13 protein-coding genes and 1 pseudogene are annotated in these 16,462 nt (G+C 71.6%); 6 read left to right on the forward strand and 8 right to left on the reverse strand.

What is annotated here, in order from left to right; translation table 11 throughout:
• Positions 1–1,667: 1,667 nt before the first annotated feature.
• The 3 genes from ACIA8Q_RS30820 to ACIA8Q_RS30830 all read right to left on the reverse strand — a co-directional run bounded on the left by ACIA8Q_RS30820 (position 1,668) and on the right by ACIA8Q_RS30830 (position 3,596).
• Positions 1,668–2,045, reverse strand: coding sequence for a YidB family protein (locus ACIA8Q_RS30820; protein WP_387907838.1), 378 nt, complete (start codon positions 2,043–2,045; stop codon positions 1,668–1,670).
• A gap of 726 nt (positions 2,046–2,771) precedes the next feature.
• Entirely contained in the window at positions 2,772–3,176 is a 405-nt protein-coding gene (locus tag ACIA8Q_RS30825) for a hypothetical protein (RefSeq protein WP_396318057.1), read from the reverse strand.
• Between the two features lie 129 nt (positions 3,177–3,305).
• Positions 3,306–3,596, reverse strand: coding sequence for a hypothetical protein (locus tag ACIA8Q_RS30830; protein ID WP_396318058.1), 291 nt, complete (start codon positions 3,594–3,596; stop codon positions 3,306–3,308).
• A gap of 142 nt (positions 3,597–3,738) precedes the next feature.
• Between ACIA8Q_RS30830 and ACIA8Q_RS30835 the strand changes: the two genes are divergently transcribed.
• Positions 3,739–4,239 (forward strand): hypothetical protein, encoded by a 501-nt coding sequence (locus ACIA8Q_RS30835; RefSeq protein WP_396318059.1) that lies wholly within the window; start codon positions 3,739–3,741, stop codon positions 4,237–4,239.
• On the opposite strand, the gene ACIA8Q_RS30840 is transcribed toward ACIA8Q_RS30835, so the two are convergent.
• Positions 4,177–5,616 (reverse strand): hypothetical protein, encoded by a 1,440-nt coding sequence (locus ACIA8Q_RS30840; RefSeq protein ID WP_396318060.1) that lies wholly within the window; start codon positions 5,614–5,616, stop codon positions 4,177–4,179. The genes ACIA8Q_RS30835 and ACIA8Q_RS30840 overlap by 63 nt on opposite strands.
• 502 nt (positions 5,617–6,118) lie before the next feature.
• On the opposite strand from ACIA8Q_RS30840, the gene ACIA8Q_RS30845 reads away from it, so the two are divergent.
• Positions 6,119–6,814, forward strand: a complete 696-nt coding sequence (locus tag ACIA8Q_RS30845) for a DUF4241 domain-containing protein (RefSeq protein ID WP_387906191.1) — start codon at positions 6,119–6,121, stop codon at positions 6,812–6,814.
• Between the two features lie 458 nt (positions 6,815–7,272).
• Here the strand turns inward: ACIA8Q_RS30845 and ACIA8Q_RS30850 are convergent.
• A pseudogene (locus tag ACIA8Q_RS30850) lies at positions 7,273–8,779 on the reverse strand (ISL3 family transposase).
• A 748-nt stretch (positions 8,780–9,527) separates the two neighbouring features.
• Here ACIA8Q_RS30850 and ACIA8Q_RS30855 point away from each other — a divergent pair.
• Positions 9,528–10,718: a HEAT repeat domain-containing protein gene (locus ACIA8Q_RS30855; protein ID WP_396318061.1), complete on the forward strand. Its 1,191-nt coding sequence runs from the start codon at positions 9,528–9,530 to the stop codon at positions 10,716–10,718.
• Between the two features lie 474 nt (positions 10,719–11,192).
• Positions 11,193–11,945: a hypothetical protein gene (locus ACIA8Q_RS30860; protein ID WP_396318062.1), complete on the forward strand. Its 753-nt coding sequence runs from the start codon at positions 11,193–11,195 to the stop codon at positions 11,943–11,945.
• A 91-nt stretch (positions 11,946–12,036) separates the two neighbouring features.
• Here ACIA8Q_RS30860 and ACIA8Q_RS30865 read toward each other — a convergent pair whose 3' ends face one another.
• From ACIA8Q_RS30865 to ACIA8Q_RS30875, 3 genes are all read right to left on the reverse strand, one after another.
• Positions 12,037–12,630 carry a HEAT repeat domain-containing protein gene (locus ACIA8Q_RS30865; protein ID WP_396318063.1) on the reverse strand — a complete coding sequence of 198 codons (594 nt, stop codon included), beginning with the start codon at positions 12,628–12,630 and terminating at the stop codon, positions 12,037–12,039.
• Positions 12,631–12,653: 23 nt separating this feature from the next.
• Positions 12,654–13,496, reverse strand: a complete 843-nt coding sequence (locus ACIA8Q_RS30870; protein ID WP_396318064.1) for a hypothetical protein — start codon at positions 13,494–13,496, stop codon at positions 12,654–12,656.
• Positions 13,497–13,931: 435 nt separating this feature from the next.
• Positions 13,932–14,447 carry a MarR family winged helix-turn-helix transcriptional regulator gene (locus ACIA8Q_RS30875; protein ID WP_396318065.1) on the reverse strand — a complete coding sequence of 172 codons (516 nt, stop codon included), beginning with the start codon at positions 14,445–14,447 and terminating at the stop codon, positions 13,932–13,934.
• Positions 14,448–14,545: 98 nt separating this feature from the next.
• Between ACIA8Q_RS30875 and ACIA8Q_RS30880 the strand changes: the two genes are divergently transcribed.
• Complete coding sequence (locus ACIA8Q_RS30880) at positions 14,546–15,499, forward strand: EamA family transporter (RefSeq protein ID WP_396318066.1); 954 nt, start codon at positions 14,546–14,548, stop codon at positions 15,497–15,499.
• 97 nt (positions 15,500–15,596) lie between these two features.
• Entirely contained in the window at positions 15,597–16,235 is a 639-nt protein-coding gene (locus ACIA8Q_RS30885) for an NAD(P)H-binding protein (protein ID WP_360213465.1), read from the forward strand.
• Positions 16,236–16,462: the final 227 nt, after the last annotated feature.

The following is a 16,462-nucleotide window of genomic DNA, read 5'->3' on the forward strand; positions in this document are numbered from 1 at the left end:
GGGCGGGCTGCCGGGGCGGCCGGGGGGGGTGACGGCTGCGCCGTCACCGTGCGTGGTGTGGCCTCGGCTGCGCCTCGGCGGGCGGTGCGGGGTTGGGGGAATTCGCCTGCGGCGAATTCGCGGGCGCGGCACGCGCCGTTGGGGTGGGCGTCTGGCGTCGCTGCGCTCCGCCATTCTCGGGCATTTGTCCCGGGCCTACGGCCCGTCAATCGGTCGGCTTTCCTGTCTTGTTGGGCTGGTGTCTTCACGGCCCTACGGGCCGGTTTACTGGCAGGGTTTCCCGGGCTGCGCCCGGGGGTGAGCGTTGACGATGTGACGCGGAATTCGGGTAGTAGCCCATCCCTCCGGGCGGACGGAGTGCCGGCCGGGGGCCTGCGGCCCCCGGCGTTGACGATGTGTCGCGGACTTCCGGTAGCAACCACAACCCCACCCCCGGGAGCCCTCCCTCGGTCCCGGCCGGTGGCCGGTCCGCCGCCTGATTGCTGGGCTGTCGGCCCATCCGGCGCCCCTGGGGCGGGGCCTGCGGCCCTCGGGGGTGCCGGTGGGGCCTCCGGTCCGGCTCGGGCCTCCCCGGCCCCGGTGGCGGGCCCTCACGGACGCCCCGCGCGGCGGTGCCTGACGGGCCCTCAACCGCACACTCCGAACCGGAATCCGAAGCGTATCCGGCAGCGTTTCACCGGCTTCCGTACAGCCCTATCCTACCGGTTCCCCGGCGGGCGCCGAAGGCGAACAGACAACCTCGCAGCAACCGTCCATCACAGCTCTATCCGGCCGCACTCCCGGCGGGAATCCGAATTACCTCCCGCTCCCTTTCCGGCGGCAATCACAACCCATTTCGGGGCGCAGCGGCGAGGAATCGAATTCAGGCGCGCCAGAAAGGGGCCTACGGCCCTCCACCTCGACAGGGCGACCGCCCTTCAAGACCGCCCAGGAAATCCCACCCAGCGTCACCCGGGAAATTCCCAGGGCAGCGACACCAAACCGAACATCGGACCTGGACGGCGGCCAGGGCGGGCGCAGCGGGGCACGGCACCGGGCGGACACGGGCACAGCGGCCGGACGGCCGAGACGGGCGCAGCGGGACGGCCTGGCGGCCGACCAGGACGGCGGCCAGGGCCCCAACGGCGGGACGGCGGGGCGCGGCGCCGGGCGGCTCGGACGGGGTGCCGGAGCGGCGGGGAGCCGCCGAGGCCGGCCAACCGGCGCAGCCCGGTGCAACACGAAGTGCAACACACCCACCCACCCCCGCCCACGGCCACATAACACCTGGTCAGACCCGCAACACGGCCCCGTGTTGCACCCCACCGCAACACCACGTCGCACCCCCGCGTTGCACCCCCACCCACCACCAGGCCACCGGCCGGCCGTGCCCCGCCGCCCCGGACAGCGCCTCGGACGGCGGCCAGGACCGCCAGCACCTGGCGGTCGCCGGCACCGGAGGCGACCACCACCCGAGCAACAGCCGCGGCCCGCGCCCCGGCACCCTGTCCCACCCACCTGTCGCGCCCCCACCACACACAAGAGAACAGGAGCATCCGCCCACGTCACCCCACGCGACAGCACCCCACACGACAGGAGGACGCGACAGCACCCACCCACCACCAGGACAGCGCCAGGACGGCCTTCCAGACCACCAGAGCCTCCACGGCGCTTGGGACCTCAGGAGCTCAGCGGAGCCCGAAGTGAATCCCTTCCGCGGGCTCCCGGATGGTGATCTGGTCGGGAACCTCGTCCCACAGGACAAGCAGCGTGTCAGGCGCCAGGTGGCCGCGGCGGGCACTGGGGTTCACCGACCCATCTGGCGTCGCCGCGTCGGTCGCCTGCGGCAGCCGCTCAGCCAGATACGCCGCGGCCTCAGCAGGATCCTTGCCGAGCGCACCCGCGATCCGTCCCAGACCTTCCTCCCCGAGCGCGCCGGCGATCTCAGCAGCGGTCACCGGCTCGTTAGCACCCGGGCCGATCCACGACGCCACCTGAGGCAGCGTCAAAGCCACCGACTCGGCCGCCGGCACCTGCTCGGCCTGCGAGAGCTCAGACTCACTCATGATCCTCATCCTCTCTTGATCCCCACGCGAACGAACGCCCGCCCAACCCCCTGATCATGCTCTGCCCCACGAGCGCCCACACCCGGAAGCGGACCACCAGGACAGCCTGACGACCACCCAGCCACCCGGCGAGGGACACAGCGGCGGGCACCGCCCGAACCGGCCGCTCCCGGCCCGCGCACCACCCTGGACGGCCGCGCAGCGAGGCCGGACGGCGACGGCGGTGCAGCGAGGAACCCGGCCAGGGCGCGGCCTGGACGGCGGACCCGGGACGGCGACAGCCGAGCAGGGGCACAGCAGGCCCGGGACGGGCACAGCGAGGCGGGCCCGGCCCGGACAACGGCGACCGGAGCAGGGCGCAGCAGACCCCGACGACGCGGGGCCCAACCCCTCACCAAACCGAACACCAACCCCCCAGCCACCACCCCACCCCTCAAATCCGACCCGAATTCACACCACCACTGGCAACCAATCCGCCAAACAACCAGGCGGAATACCCAGCGAAATTCACCCCCGAAAAACAGGCGAAAACAACCCCGCCACCGAACTGGAGGCCGAGACAACCCAACCATCACCCAATCAGTCACAGACAGTCACCAACGACACGGCCGACCATCACCCGACCCACCACCCCAACAGGTCCAACCAAAGGTCCAGACAACCCCGCGCGATAGGCCATTCCACACCCACACCCACCAACAGGTCACACCCCGCGGTGGGGATGAGCTACGTCTCTCCGTGGCTCGCGCGTGCGGCTCGGCGCCGGGCATCCGCGGCTTCTGCACGGCCCTGCTTCGCTGCCCGCTCGGCCAGCCGCGTGGGACAGAACTCCTCCTCCGTCCGGTGGTTCACCGCCCGGCGCAACTTGCGGCTGGCGGGCCAGCGGGAGCCGCGGGCGTGGCGGCGTACGGCTCTGGGAGGCACGTTCAGGAGGGCCGCGAGCAGGCGGATCGCCCGCTGGGTGGTCTTGTCCGGGCTGAACCGGTAGTCCATGCTCAGCAGGCCGTCGGCGTACCGCTCCAGCAGCGCCAGGAGCCGTGTCTGGACGGTGCGCAGCTCCGCCACCGGGCAGTCGCCCCAGCCGTCGGCGCCGTGGGCCTGGCAGGGCGCCGTGGTCTTCTTCGTCGTCATGGCGGCCACCCTGGCCGGGGTCGGCGGTGGACAGCGGTGCTGACGACGCAGCAGCGCGCCCCAGTCGGGGATCACCGGCCGGGGCGCGCAACGGAAGGAGCAGCGGACTCCGAGGGCCCGCACGGTCGGTCAGAACTGGCGGCGCCGTACGACAGGCCGGACGGGCCGGGCCTGCTCGGTGTCGCGCAACGCGAAGGCCGCAGTGCAGGTGCGCTCCAGCCAGCTCGCGACCTGGCGCAGCGTGGCGGGGTCGAGGTGGTGGGTGAGGTCGCGGACGGCCTGGTGGTCGTCGTCGGTGAGCGTGTGGAGGCCGGCGCGCTCCAGGGCGGTGTAGAGGGGCTGGGCGGCGGTGCCGGCGAGGCTGCGGTAAGGGCGGCGTCGGACCTCTGGCGGGCCTGGTGGACGGCTTCGCGGGCGCATTCGGCGACGTCCTGGCGGTGGCGCTCGCGGCGCAGCGCGTGCTGGAGGGCGGTGTCGTGGTCGGGGTCGTAGCGTCGGCCCCGGTCTCGACGGTGTGGTCGCGTACGCGCTGCCACTCGGCGCAGACGGTGGCCGCGGTGGCGTGGGCGCTCTCGTGGCCGGCGTCGGCGTACCGGTCGGCGGCGCGCTCGTCCTCCCGGGCCCGGTGCAGGGCCTGCTGGAGGTTCTCCAGGGTCATCCCGGCCGCCCGGCGGCGGACCCGGCCGCGGACGCCGCCGAACAGCCCGTCCTCCTCGTCGTCCTCCTCCAGGGCGTGCTCGGGGTGGTGGGCGTGCTGGGCGAGGGCGGCATGCAGCGTCGCGCCGGCCTCCCACGCCTCAGCGTGGACAACGGGCTCCGGCAGGGCGCCCGGCAGGGCGCCGAGGACGATCCGGCCCTCCACCAGGGCCACCCAGCCGTCGAGGCCGTCGACGTCGCGCTCGGTTCAGCCCCGGGCCGGCTGCTGTACAAAGCCAGCTCCAGCCGCGCAGGCGCAGCGCGGCGTTCGCGGTACGGGCGGCCTCCAGCTGGGTACGAGCGCTCAGACGTACAGGTAGCGGTCCACCAAGCGCAGCAGCGCCTGGGTGTTGAGGAGCGCGGCTAAGGCGAACTCGCTGCGGTAGGTGTGGGCGGATGCCTTGTGTGCGCTCAGGTGTCGGTTGAAGGTGTGCTGGCGGTCGACACCGTTCAGGAAGACGTTCTTCATCGCGGTGACCAGGAGGACGGCCGACAGCCTTCGCAGTTGGGAGTTACCGGTGTAGGCGCCGAGCACTCCCTTGATCACTTTGTGGCTGCCGGTGTTCGGGTCCGGCGGGAAGGTGCCCTGGGGGAAGTAGCTGCGCAGCCAGGCGCGGCCGTGGGCGGTCATGAGGGTGTCCAGCACGTTGCCCAGCAGGGCTTGCGCCGGTGCGTCGTGGCCGTCGCGGATGCAGGCGGCGGCCTGGAGGGTGAGGGTCCGCAGGTCGAGCAGGTCAGGGTGGTCGACCTCTTCCAGGCTGGCTTCGACGTCCTCGACGACTTCCAGGCGGTGGTCGGCCAGGTACTGCCGCCGGCGCGCCGAGCTGGGCAGGGTAAGGAGCGCGTCGACGATCTCCGCGCGTGGCGCCCAGGCCAGGCAGGTACCGTCCTTCGCAGCGACGCGCAGCAGCCACATCCATCGTGTGGCGTTGAGGCCGGTCAAGTTGTCCGGCAGCCAGTCCTTGAACAGGTCGCGGAAGCTGGCGAACCCGGCGAACAGGTCCTTGGTGAAGGCGCGGCTGATATCTTCGGCGATCCGGCTCAACGGCGAGGCGTGTGAGGTCGCGAAGTCGTTCTGGAACAGCTGTACCGAGTTGCTGAGCAAGCCGGCCCGCACCTGCTCGGCTGCACCGGCGATCCTCAGCGCGTCCTTCACCATGGAGTTCTGCCTGGCGGTGACTGCGGCCACCGCCTCCTGCAGGCCCTTGGACAGGACCGGCGGATTGGTGGGCGAGGCGGTCAGGGCGGGACCCAGGAGTCCCAGGTACGTGCCGAGGCCGGAGGCGGCGAAGCTGTTCTCGAACAGCCGTACCGAGGGGCCGAGGAAGCCGGCCCGCACCTGGTCGGCCGCACCGAAGATCCGCAACACGTCCGTCACCGCGGAACTCTGTCTGGCAGTGACTGCGGCCATCGCCTCCCGCAGACTGTCGGCCAGCGCCGGCGGTCGGACGATCGAAGCAGCCAGAGCGGGGTCGATGATGTTCAGCCTCGGCTTCACGACGGCGTTCATCGCCGCCGCGATCTGCGCGTTCTGCTGAGCCCTGATCGACGCCATGGTGTCGAGCAGGGGCTGGTTCACGATCCGGCCGATATCTGCCAGTTGCGCCCGCAGCGGACCCAACGGGTCGAAGTCCCGCGGCAGCAGCTGAGTGGTCCTCACCCGGCTGGCCTCCACCTCCGCGGCTGCTGCTTCCCCGTCGTCCTGCGCTTCGTCTTCGACATCCTGCTGTTCCGGGTCGTTCATGGGCATCAGCATCCCGCACCCGGCCAACACCGGTCCCGAATTTTCCGGGCCTCAACACCGGTTGCAGGACCGCGGACAGCAGCGCCGCGAAGGCGGCCAGGAAGCCGGGCGCGAACCCTGCCCGGCCGACGGCGACTCCACAACACCGTCCGTGGACCGCGCCGCGGCAGTCGAGCGCCTGCCGGGCCCGACAGTCGGGACTACGCGGTGTAGTACCGACCCGACGACGGGCCGACAGGACAGCGGGCAGGCTGCCGCCGGCCCGGGCGGGCCTTCTCGGTCAGCTCCAGCTCCGAACCCGCCCTCCCCCCGATCGAGCCCCGGCACGTCCAACACGGACGCAGCGCAGCGTTCGCAGCGCGGGCCGCTGGCCTGGGAAAGATGCCTCGTGCCCGGCCCCGGACCACTTCACGCGCGGACCGCGGCACCGGGGGTTGTCTGCGGAGATGCGTATCGTCCGAGGCAGCAGGGTTCACAGAAGTGAGAGAAGGAAGGGGCGGGAATGGACGAGGTCAGGCCGGAGACGCGCGAGTACCTCGACGGACTGTTCACACCGGGCCTGCGGATCGGCGGCGATCCGCACACCCCGTACAGCTGGATCGAGATAGCGGAGGTTCAGGAGGTCACCACGATCCGGCTGCCGAGCGGCCGGTTGATCGTGGACTCGCCCTGGATCACCAGGCCGCCGCGCGAGCTCGCGTTCCGCATCCCGCCCGGCGAGTACCCGGTGGACGTCTCCTGGGCCAACTGGCCCCACCTCTCCGGCGGCTACTACACCGAACATCGGGAGTGCGCCGCCACGCGCCTGCGCGTGCGCGACGAGCCGGTGGCCACGTGGGAGCTCGCCCTCGGCGTGGGCGAGGACCCGGCCCTGCGCGCTGCCGGCGCGGGGTTCGAGGCGGAGGACGCCATGGGCTGCTTCGCCGACGCCACCGCCTGGCAACTGCTGACCGAGCCCTTCCACCGCTACCTGGCCGACGTGACCGCCGCCGGATTCGGCGGCCCACCGATCGGGCGGACCACCGACGACCTCTGCGAGGGCTACTTCGAGCTCGCCCGCGACGAGGAACGCCGGGCCGACCTGCTGACCTTCGGTGTCCCGGAAGGCTGGGGCCAGGTCTGGGCGGGCCGTGCCCGCGACGGCGAAATCGCGGTGATCATCGCCCCGGGCCCGGTGCCCACCAGCCCATGGGACTGAGACGGCCTGGCGAGAACCAGACCGACCCCTGCCACCGTGTCGGGGGGGCTACCGAGCACCGTGGCTCCGGCCGACGCATAACCGACCGCCAGACGGAGGCGGCCTGACGGCAGGTCTCCGCGTCCGCTCTGCCGGACTCGGAGGCCCAGCCCGTCGGCGGCTCGGGCCGGGGCGAAATGCTCACCTAATACCGCGGTCCTTGAGGAACGGGCAACCAACAGGTCACACCCTGCGGTCCCTCACCGGGTAGAGCTTGGGGTGCAGCACCCGGTCCTCCCACCACGGATCGCCCGGGATGCCCAGCACGGGCGCAGCGCGGCGTTGGTCTCCTGGGCAGCCTTCAAGTCGGCGGTTATGGGAAGGCGGCACTGCCTTCAAGTTCTGCTGTTCTCCGCGAGGCTGGGGTCTGTACAAAAGAACGGCTCTGTCCCGTAATCGGTGGTGACGGTACGTGGTAATCACTGGAGGAGGATGCGGTGGCGGAGCAGGAGGAATCCTGCTCCGCCGTGCATCTGCCGCATGATTCGCTTGGTTCGTGTGTTGACGCCTTCGGTGCGACCGTTGCTGTAGGGGAGGGTGAGTCCGGCGTCGACGGCGGCGCGATCGAGTTCGAGGCCGTTGGCGAAGGAGTGTAGTTGGGGCAGGTCGGCGGCGCGGACGTGGGCGATCCAGTCGGTGAGTGACGTCATTGTCCTCGGCCGGGGCCAGTAGCCGGGCGAACTCGCCGGTGAGGCGGGCGAGTTCGGTCATCTTGGTGCAGGTTCCGGTGAGTTCCACCAGGAGCGCGGTGTCCTGGTCCCGGAGGTTTTCGGGGCGGGAGAGCAGGAGACGGGCGAAGCGTTTCGGGGTGGTGACGGGCTTGTCTCCATCCGCGCGGCCCTGGGTGATGTAGCGGACCAGCAGGTTGGCGCTGCCGGTGTAACCCAACTCCTTGATCTCCCGGAGGAGGTGGGTGACGGGCACCGCGGGGTCCTCGGCCCGGCGCCTGCGCAGGTGGTCGCGGTAGGGGTCGACGAGAGTGGGCTTGTAGCGGGGTGCGCGGCGGTCGCCGGTGGGCTCCTGCATGCGCGCGTACCGCTTGACGGTGTTCAAGGCGACGTCGAGGCGGCGGGCGCATTCGAGTAGGCCGACCCCCTGGCCGAGCAGGGTGTGGACCTTGTGCCAGCGCTCGCGGGTGGTCTGCTCGCGTACGCCTCCGGGCCGGACGGGGTTCACGGCGGCGGCCCAGCAGGCGGCGTGGGAGCGGATCTCGGCCAGGCCCCTGCCGCACAGGTTCGACCAGAGATGCCACCTGTCGCTGACCTGCACCGCGTCGGGCAGAGCCTGGCGGATCGCCTCGCCGTAGCCGCCCGAGCCGTCCCGGCAGACGTACTCGACCCCGGGGTACTCTCGCAGCCACGCCGTCAGGGTCTGGGCGGTGCGGCCGGGCAGGACGTCGATCCGCTCGCCGGTCTCGGCGTCGATGATCACGGTCGCGTAGCGGTGCCGGCGTATGAGGGCGAAGTCGTCGACGCCGAGCACCCGCGGGACACGCGGCGGGGGCAGTGCCCGGCGCATCAGCAGGCGCAGGGCGGTCGAGCGGGAGATCGCGCAGGCCAGCGTGCGAGAGAGGCGGGCGCCCGCCCGGCCCGCTAACTCCTTCACCACCTGGCCGAGCTGGTCGGCCAGGCGCCTGGTTCGGCGCTGGTAGCGCTCAACCACGCCGGGAACCTGCTCGCGGAACGTCTGCCGCGGGCAACCGAGCACTGGGCACACCAGGCGTCGGATCCGCACCGACACCACGACCCGCCGACCGTCTACCGGTAGATCCGCGATCACCCGCCCGTGGAAGCTGTGCACCCGGTCCGTCGGCCGCCCGCACACCGGGCACGGCACCGGATCGTCCCGAGTCCGGGCCGACACCCGGATGACCTCGCCCTCGTCCGTCACACCCTCGACGACCAGCGCCGACAGCCCGGAGAACACCACGCCCACAAGTTCGTTGACATCACGCACACCATGCCAACGGCGATCGTCACACTTAGTCACCACCGATTACGGGACAGAGCCGTTCACTGGACAGACCCACTACCTGCGACCGGGCATGAGAGGCGAATAGCCAGCCCCTCGGAGACTGCCCGCGACAGCCCTGTCAGGCTTCACCACGGGGGAGAATGCGAATTACAATCCGATCCATTGTCGATGCGAAACAGGAAAGCCGCGCGAGGCGCAGCGCCCTGAAATCGAATTCGGATGCGCCGGAAAGGGGCCTACGGCCCTCACCACCGACACCACGACCGCCGATCCAGCCCGGTCGAGAAATTCGAGGGAGGCGACCTCGGAGCAATCACCACAAGCGCGACACCAAACCGAACGCCGGGCCAGAACGACGGGACGGGCCGGACGACGACCGGAGCAGGGGCGCCGAGACGTCCAGGGCGCCTCCGGCGCCTGGACGCCCAGTCCGGGCCCGGAGCCAGCCACGGCCTGAACGACGGCGAGGACGGCGCGGCCCGGGTGGCTACCCCGCAGCCGAGGACGAACCGCCCGGGCGGATAGGCAAGCGCACCAGCGCCGACCCCCAGGTCGCGGACGATCGCATGGCCATCGTCTGATCGGACGTCGAATCGCAGGACGCACTCCTGGAATGCCAGGATCTGCTGCTGTGACGGACAGCGACCCTCTTGCCGGCCTGGACGATGTGCCCTGGGCCCAACTACGACACTCCTACGGCATGGCCGACGACGTACCCGGACACCTTCGGGCCATGCAGGCGGGGGATTGGGAGGGCCAGTACCCGCCGAGCGTGCTGCTCGCGAACAAGATCGTGCACCAGGGCACGCGATCGCAGGCTGCGGTGCACACCGTTCCGTTCCTCGTGCGGATGGCACTCGACCCGAGACTGGTCAACAGGCACCGGTTCGTCGGCCTGCTGGCCGCCATAGCGATCGGGCTGGACAACAACTACCTGCCGAACGGCTACGACCCTCGGGAAGACCGCGACTACCTGGCAAGGATGCGAGGCGAAGCCGACGATTGGGCTCAGTGGATAGCCGAAGCCGCGGACGATGAGCAGCGCAAACAGCGCAAGGAGAGCTGCGAGCAAGTACTCATCGACGCCGAAGCGGTGGTGCGTTCCTATGACGCCGTTCGGGAAGCACTTCCCGCACTCGCCGTCCTGCTTGCCTCGGATAGCCCCGAACTGCGCGCCGAGACCGCGAACCTGCTCGCATGGTTCCCCGAGTTCGCCTCGATATCGGTTCCGCTGCTCAAGGCGTTCGTCGCCGATGAAGTCTCACCTGGCGCCGCGGCGACGGGAGTGGTCGCCCTCGGGCTGCTCGGCGAGCCGGCGACCGTCCCCTTCATCGAAAGCTACCTGGACAGCCCCATCGTCGAGCTGCGCTGGGCCTCCGCCTTCGCGCTGACGCGGCTCGGCATCGCCTGTCCGGCCGTCGTCGACGTGCTGATCCAGGTCGTCGCCCGGCCGCCGGAGAAGACCGGGACGATGTCGTTCCTGAGCGGCTCCTACGGCAGCCTCGCGATGATGGCCCTGGCCGAAACGTCCGAGGCCACGACGCTCCGGGCGGTCGATGCCGTGCTGGCCGGCCTGGCTGACTGCACGGGCGTCGAGAGGTTCTACGACAAGTACTACACAGTGCAAATGCTGTTCACGCTGCTTTTCCCAGGCGAACCCGCCGAACCCCCGCAGTCCTTCGGCGATCTGAGCGACGTGCAGCAGCGTGTCGTGCGCTTCGTCGCCGACCAGGGCGCGGATGCCAGGCCATACCCTGCAATGAACGCTCTGAGTCGGTGGAAGGTGCCGACCGGGCACTGCGCCCTGCGCGCCTACGCCGGCCTGTCCACCGAAGGCAAGGACCCGAACGCCCCGCTCCCCGACCCCTGGGAGCAGTTCCGCAACCATTGAGTGCAACAGCCGCGAAGTACCTGCCCCTCGGTCAGAACGGGGACGCCGCTCGCGCCCGAACACACGCCAGGCAGCTCGGCAGGCCCGACCCGGCGCGCCTGCGAAGCGGTCGACTCCGCCGCACACCCACCAACCACCCAGGACGACGCCAGGACGGCCCCCAGGGCGGCCTGACGACCACCCAGCACCAGCCCCCAGCCCAGCCAGGCCGGGACGGCGGCGCAGCGAGGCGAGCAACGGCGCAGCCCCGCCCGAGCATGACGCGAACCCAGCCAAGCCGGAGCCAGGCGCAGCACACCGGACAGCGGCGCAGGCCCGGACGGCGGCCAGGGCGCAGCAACGGGGCAGCACGGCGGGAGACAGCCGGCACGAGGCCGGCGAACCGCACGGCGGCAGGGCCGGCGAACCGGGCGGGCGGGCGGCGCAACACGCCCGCCCGGCCCCGCTCAAGGCCAAGGTCGATAGGTTGGCGGGATGACTGGGGTGCTGGAGTTCGATGCGCTGTTGGCGTGCCTGATGGGCCATCGGGTGCTCGACTCCGCCGTGCTCTCGGCGGCGGCAGGCGCCAACCCGGCGGATCTACAGGCGGTACTCGACGGGCGGGCGCCGACTGAACGCCTGCTCAGGGGTCTCGGGCCGGTGCTCGGCCTGCACGCCGCCGACCTTTTCGTTCTCGCCGGGCAACCGGTACCCGACGACCTGACACCGGTGACCCGCAATCCGCACTGGTCGGTCAGCACCGTCGTCTACAACACGATGGTCATGCCCGCCGAGAACCGGCGGCTGCTGCTGGACGCGATCCGGGCGCAGCCGCTTGTGTCGCGGGAGGGGCGGGGCGGGACCGACCGGCCGTACCACCGGTACGAGCCGGGCTTCGGCGCGGTGCTGCTGGAGCTCACGCACAGCCGGAACCTCACCTGGACGTGCACGGCGAAGGCTCTGCACGCGGTGACCGACGGGCGGATCTACCTGTCGGCCTCCACCGTCGGCGGGATCGGCCGCGGCACCGTCGAACCGACACCCGAACTGGTCGCCGGCTTCGCGGGCCTGCTCGGCATTCCCGCCCGCGATCTGGCGGCGCTCGGCGGTGTCCGCCTCCCGGACGACCTGCCACCGCTCCACCCACGGGCCACGGACGTGGCCGCCGTCATCTGGGAAGCCCGACACCTGACCACCGCCCAGCTCCAGGACGTCGAACTCACCTCCCGCCACCTGGCCGGCCGCTGACCGGCCCCCACCAGGGCTCCGGGAACCATGAGGCCAGCCACCGACCGCGAACAGCCACCGGCGCGCCGTCGAACGTGGATCGGCCGGGTTGCTACAAGGGCGTGTAGGTCTGGTACTTGCCCTGCAAGGACGAGGCGGCTGCACTGGCCACGTCGGCTCGAGGGCCGGCTGCGCAATCCCGGAGGAACTCTTGAACCCGGGGGCCCGGCCATCCCGCTGCGGCGGCCGCGGCCCAGAACCGAAGGCCATCGTGGGGGCCCAGGGGGCCGAGGAGATCGAGAACGTGGTCGATCGTGGTTGTGTCCGGGCGCAGCCGCTGCATGGCGACAGCGCGCAGGGCGCCGTCGGCGAGCATCGGGGTTCCGCTGTCCAGGCACCAGCGCAGGGAATCGCCCGTGGCTTCGGGAGCGCTCAGCCGCACGATGGCGTCGCCGAGCGCGGTGTACACCGTGGTCGCCTCGAAGGGGCGCTGGGCAAGGTCCCGGAGCAGGCCGAGCGCGGGGCGGTGCCCGCACATCCCCAGTGCCATGACCATCTGGTACTGGGTCTCCCACGTACGGGGGTCACGAACCTCCCGCTCAAGAGCCTCCAGGAGCGGCGGACCCGCCGCGGGGTCGGCAAGCCGGCGCAGCCGCGTCGCGGCGCAACGCCGCTTCGGCGACAACCGGTGGCCGAGCTGCTCCACGGCCTCATCCAACGTCAACGCCATCACGGTCCCTGTCTGCTCGGCTTCGTTCCGGGCGCAGCGTAGGGCCCCGTACCGACACCGCCTGCCGGGTGGCTGGGGGATGCGCCCGCTCCGGTGTCCTGGGCCGAGGAGGGGACCCGATCGATGAATGCGGCCGGACGGTTGGCGTGGGTGTACTCGTCCGCGATGTTGAAGACACTGGCGCACACCGGGCATTCCGCCTCGCCGAAGAGGTGAGCGATCCCGTCGGCGAGCACCGCCTGCTCGTCACGGACCGCGGTCCGGTACATCCACCGGCCGGTCCCGGTCAGCTCCTCGGCGACGGCCGGTCGCAGTTCCCGTCGCAGTTCCTCGTCGCCGTCCCACACCTGTGAGTAGCACCCGAACCGGCCGAGGGCGATCTTCATCCCCGCAGCGCAGTGCGGGCACTCCAGCTCGTAGATGTCGTCCGTGAAGCCCTCCAGAGCGTTCGCCCAGTGGTACTCCTGCACGACGGCGAGCAGAGCACGGAAGGAGACGAGATAGTCGGTCGGCCGTGACCGCAGGTGCCGGTCCAGCGTCTCGCCGAACTCCGCGATCGTGCCGGCGCAGTCCGCCAGCAGGTCGTCGCAGCCGTGGTGCGCGGCCGCGCGCTCGAGGATCCGCCCCGCCAAGGCGCGCGCCTGCGCGCTGCGCGGCGCGAGGCTCACCAACCGCGGCAGGGCGGCGAAGCCGACCGGAAAGACCAGGTCGCCCTCGAGGACGAGCCGCCAGCCCAGCTCCTGCCACGCATCCGCGTCGTCCCGGCGTTCCAGCCGCGCCAGAAGCACCGGGACGCGATCGACATCGAAACCGCTGTCACGTATGCGTGCCCAGTCCACCACCCCGGTATTGAACACCGGCCACCCGGCATCCAGGGCTGGAGCCCGCCATGCTGGCTGGCAAAGCGATCTGCATCATGATGTCACCTGGCGGCGTCTCCTGATGTCACCACACATCCGCACCCCGGTGACACCCACGACTCCCCCGCCCCCACACGCCGCCGTCAACAGGGACTAGTGACACCAGCTGATCCCCCAGTGACAACAAACAACAGATTCGCAAAGCCCCCAACAGGTCCAACCAAAGGTCCAGACAACTCGGCATCCGAGGCCATTTCACGCCCACCACAACCAACAGGTCACACACGAGGGTGGGGATGAGCTACTTCTCTCCGTGGCTCGCCCGCGCGAACCTGGTGGCAGGAGCAGCAGGACCTTCTCGTCGCCGTGGTCGAGTCCGTCCGGTCCGACGCGTCGGCCGAGCAGCAGATGCGGCCGTCATCCGGCCTCGCCGTCGCCCGAGGTGTCGTCGCCCAGCGCGGTGAGCACGGTGCGCAGGGCGGCCACCAGGGCCTCGGTCTGCGCTGCGTCGAGGCCGGAGAGGACGCGCCGTTCGACGGCGAGGTGGGTGGGGAGGGCGCGGTCGACCAGGGCGCGGCCCTCGGGGGTGAGGGCCACGCGGCGGCTGCGGCGGTCGGCCCCGCTGGGCGTGCGGGTGACCAGGCCGCGGGCTTCCAGCCGGTCGAGGCGCTGGCTGATCGCCCCGGAGGTGACCATCGACGACTGCATCAGGCCGGTGGGGGTGAGGAGGTGGGGCGGGCCGCTGCGGCGCAGGGTGGCGAGGACGTCGAAGGAGGCGGCGTCCAGGTCGTGTTCGGTGAAGTTCCGCTTCAGTTCGGTGTCGACGAGGCGGCTGAGGCGTGTGAGCCGGCCGAAGACCTCCATCGGAGAGACGTCGAGGTCGGGGCGCTCCGTGCCCCACTGCCGCACCACCCGGTCCACGTGATCTGCCACGGGTCCAGGGTAGGCGATGTCTTAGCGGTGAGGTACCTCACATCGGCGATCACCCGGGGCCGCATCCAGATGCCTTAGCGCTGAGATACATTGACTTAGTGCTAAGTAATCGACTCGCCATCGTGCTGCTGACCGCCCTCGCCCCCGCCATCTGGGGCTCGACCTACCTCGTCACCACCGAACTGCTCCCGCCCGGCAGGCCGCTGCTGGCCGGGGTGATCCGCGCCCTGCCGGCCGGCCTGCTCCTCATCGCAGTCACCCGCCGCCTGCCGAAGGGCAGTTGGTGGTGGCGCTCGCTGGTGCTGGGCGCGCTCAACATCGGCGCGTTCTTCGCGCTCCTCTTCATCGCCGCCTACCGGCTGCCCGGCGGGGTCGCGGCCACCCTCGGCTCGGTCCAGCCCCTGATCGCCGCCGGACTCTCCGCCGGGCTCCTGGGCGAGCGGCTCTCCCTGCGCACCGTGCTGTCCGGCATCGCCGGCGTGGCCGGCGTCAGCCTGATGGTCCTGCGCGCCGGTGCGCAGCTCGACGCCCTCGGGGTGGCCGCCGCACTCGGCGGCGCGGTCGTGATGGCCACCGGCGTCGTCCTCTCCAAGCGGTGGACCTCACCGGCCCCGCTGCTCGCCACCACCGGCTGGCAGCTCACCGCGGGCGGTCTGCTGCTGCTCCCGGTCGCACTCCTGGTGGAGGGCGCGCCGCCGACCCACCTGACGGGCGGCAACCTGCTCGGCTACGGCTACCTCAGCGTGATCGGCGCGGCCGTGGCGTACGCGCTGTGGTTCCGCGGGATCCGCGCGCTGCCGCCGACCTCCGTCACCTTCCTCGGGCTGCTCAGCCCGGTGGTCGCCACCGCGCTCGGCTGGCTCGCCCTCGGGCAGGACCTTAGCCCCGTCCAGGCGCTCGGGGCGGTGATCGTGCTCGGCTCGCTGGTCGCGGCGCAGACGCAGCGGCGGACCGGCCCCGCCGCCCCGCAGGGCCCGGTCTCCCCCGCCGCGCAGCCCGCGCCGGCCACGGCCGCCGCGACGCGGCAGCCCGTCCACGGGCGCACCCGCTGAGCCCGAGCACCCTCCGACCGTCCACGGCGCCCGAGCGCCTGCCTCGCCCGAAACCCGTTCGTCCCCCGTACGTCCCCTTCCTGAACCGGAGAACCCCATGCGCATCACCGTCTTCGGCGCCACCGGCAACGTCGGCAGCCGGGTGGTGGCCGAGGCCGTCGCCCGCGGCCACCAGGTCACCGCCGTCCTGCGCGACCCCGCCCGGCCGCACGGCCTGCCCGGCGCCGTCACCGTCGCCACCGGCGACGCCCGCATCCCCGAGGACGTCGCCCGGCTGGCCACCGGCCAGGACGTGGTGATCGGCGCCACCCGCCCGGCGCCCGGCAGCGAGCCCGAACTCGCCACCGCCACCAAGGGCCTGCTGGCCGGCCTGGCCGGGACGGGCGTGCGCCTGCTGCTCGTCGGCGGCGCCGGCAGCCTCACCCTGCCGGGCGGCGACGGCGCCACCGTCGTCGACGACCCCGCCTTCCCGCCCTCCTGGCTGCCCATCGCCCGGGCCTGTGGCGAGCAGCTCGCCCTGTGCCGCGCGGACACCGAGGTCGACTGGGCCTACCTCAGCCCCGCCGCCCTCCTCGCACCGGGTGAGCGCACCGGCCGCTACCGGCTCGGCAAGGACGAACTGCTGGTCGACGCCGACGGTGTCTCCGCCGTCTCGATGGAGGACCTCGCCGTCGCCCTGCTCGACGAGGCCGAGCGGCCCGCCCACCAGCGCACGCGCTTCACCGTCGCGTACTGAGGCGGACCCGGCCGGGCCGTCGACCGGTCCGATCGCCGGCGGGGCGTGATCTCCGCCGACGCAAGGACCGGGTTCCTGTCACACCGTGAGCATCTGGAGGGTTTCGTGGGATCGTGCAGTGCACCGGCAGCCGCCGTACCGTCGGCGGACAGGTTCACCCGGTCCGGTGAGGCGGGGCCGAGCGAGGCGGCGTCCGGTAAAGCGGCGCCGAGTGAGCCAGGGCCGAG

Source organism: Kitasatospora sp. NPDC051705, from assembly GCF_044453265.1.
Taxonomy (GTDB): domain Bacteria; phylum Actinomycetota; class Actinomycetes; order Streptomycetales; family Streptomycetaceae; genus Kitasatospora.

Coding starts and splice junctions, on each gene's coding strand:
- ACIA8Q_RS30820 (WP_387907838.1), bottom strand. CDS start 2,045: ATGAGTGAGTCTGAGCTCTCGCAGGCCGAGCAGGTGCCGGCGGCCGAG.
- ACIA8Q_RS30825 (WP_396318057.1), bottom strand. CDS start 3,176: ATGACGACGAAGAAGACCACGGCGCCCTGCCAGGCCCACGGCGCCGAC.
- ACIA8Q_RS30830 (WP_396318058.1), bottom strand. CDS start 3,596: ATGCGCCCGCGAAGCCGTCCACCAGGCCCGCCAGAGGTCCGACGCCGC.
- ACIA8Q_RS30840 (WP_396318060.1), bottom strand. CDS start 5,616: ATGAACGACCCGGAACAGCAGGATGTCGAAGACGAAGCGCAGGACGAC.
- ACIA8Q_RS30845 (WP_387906191.1), top strand. CDS start 6,119: ATGGACGAGGTCAGGCCGGAGACGCGCGAGTACCTCGACGGACTGTTC.
- ACIA8Q_RS30855 (WP_396318061.1), top strand. CDS start 9,528: ATGGCCGACGACGTACCCGGACACCTTCGGGCCATGCAGGCGGGGGAT.
- ACIA8Q_RS30860 (WP_396318062.1), top strand. CDS start 11,193: ATGACTGGGGTGCTGGAGTTCGATGCGCTGTTGGCGTGCCTGATGGGC.
- ACIA8Q_RS30885 (WP_360213465.1), top strand. CDS start 15,597: ATGCGCATCACCGTCTTCGGCGCCACCGGCAACGTCGGCAGCCGGGTG.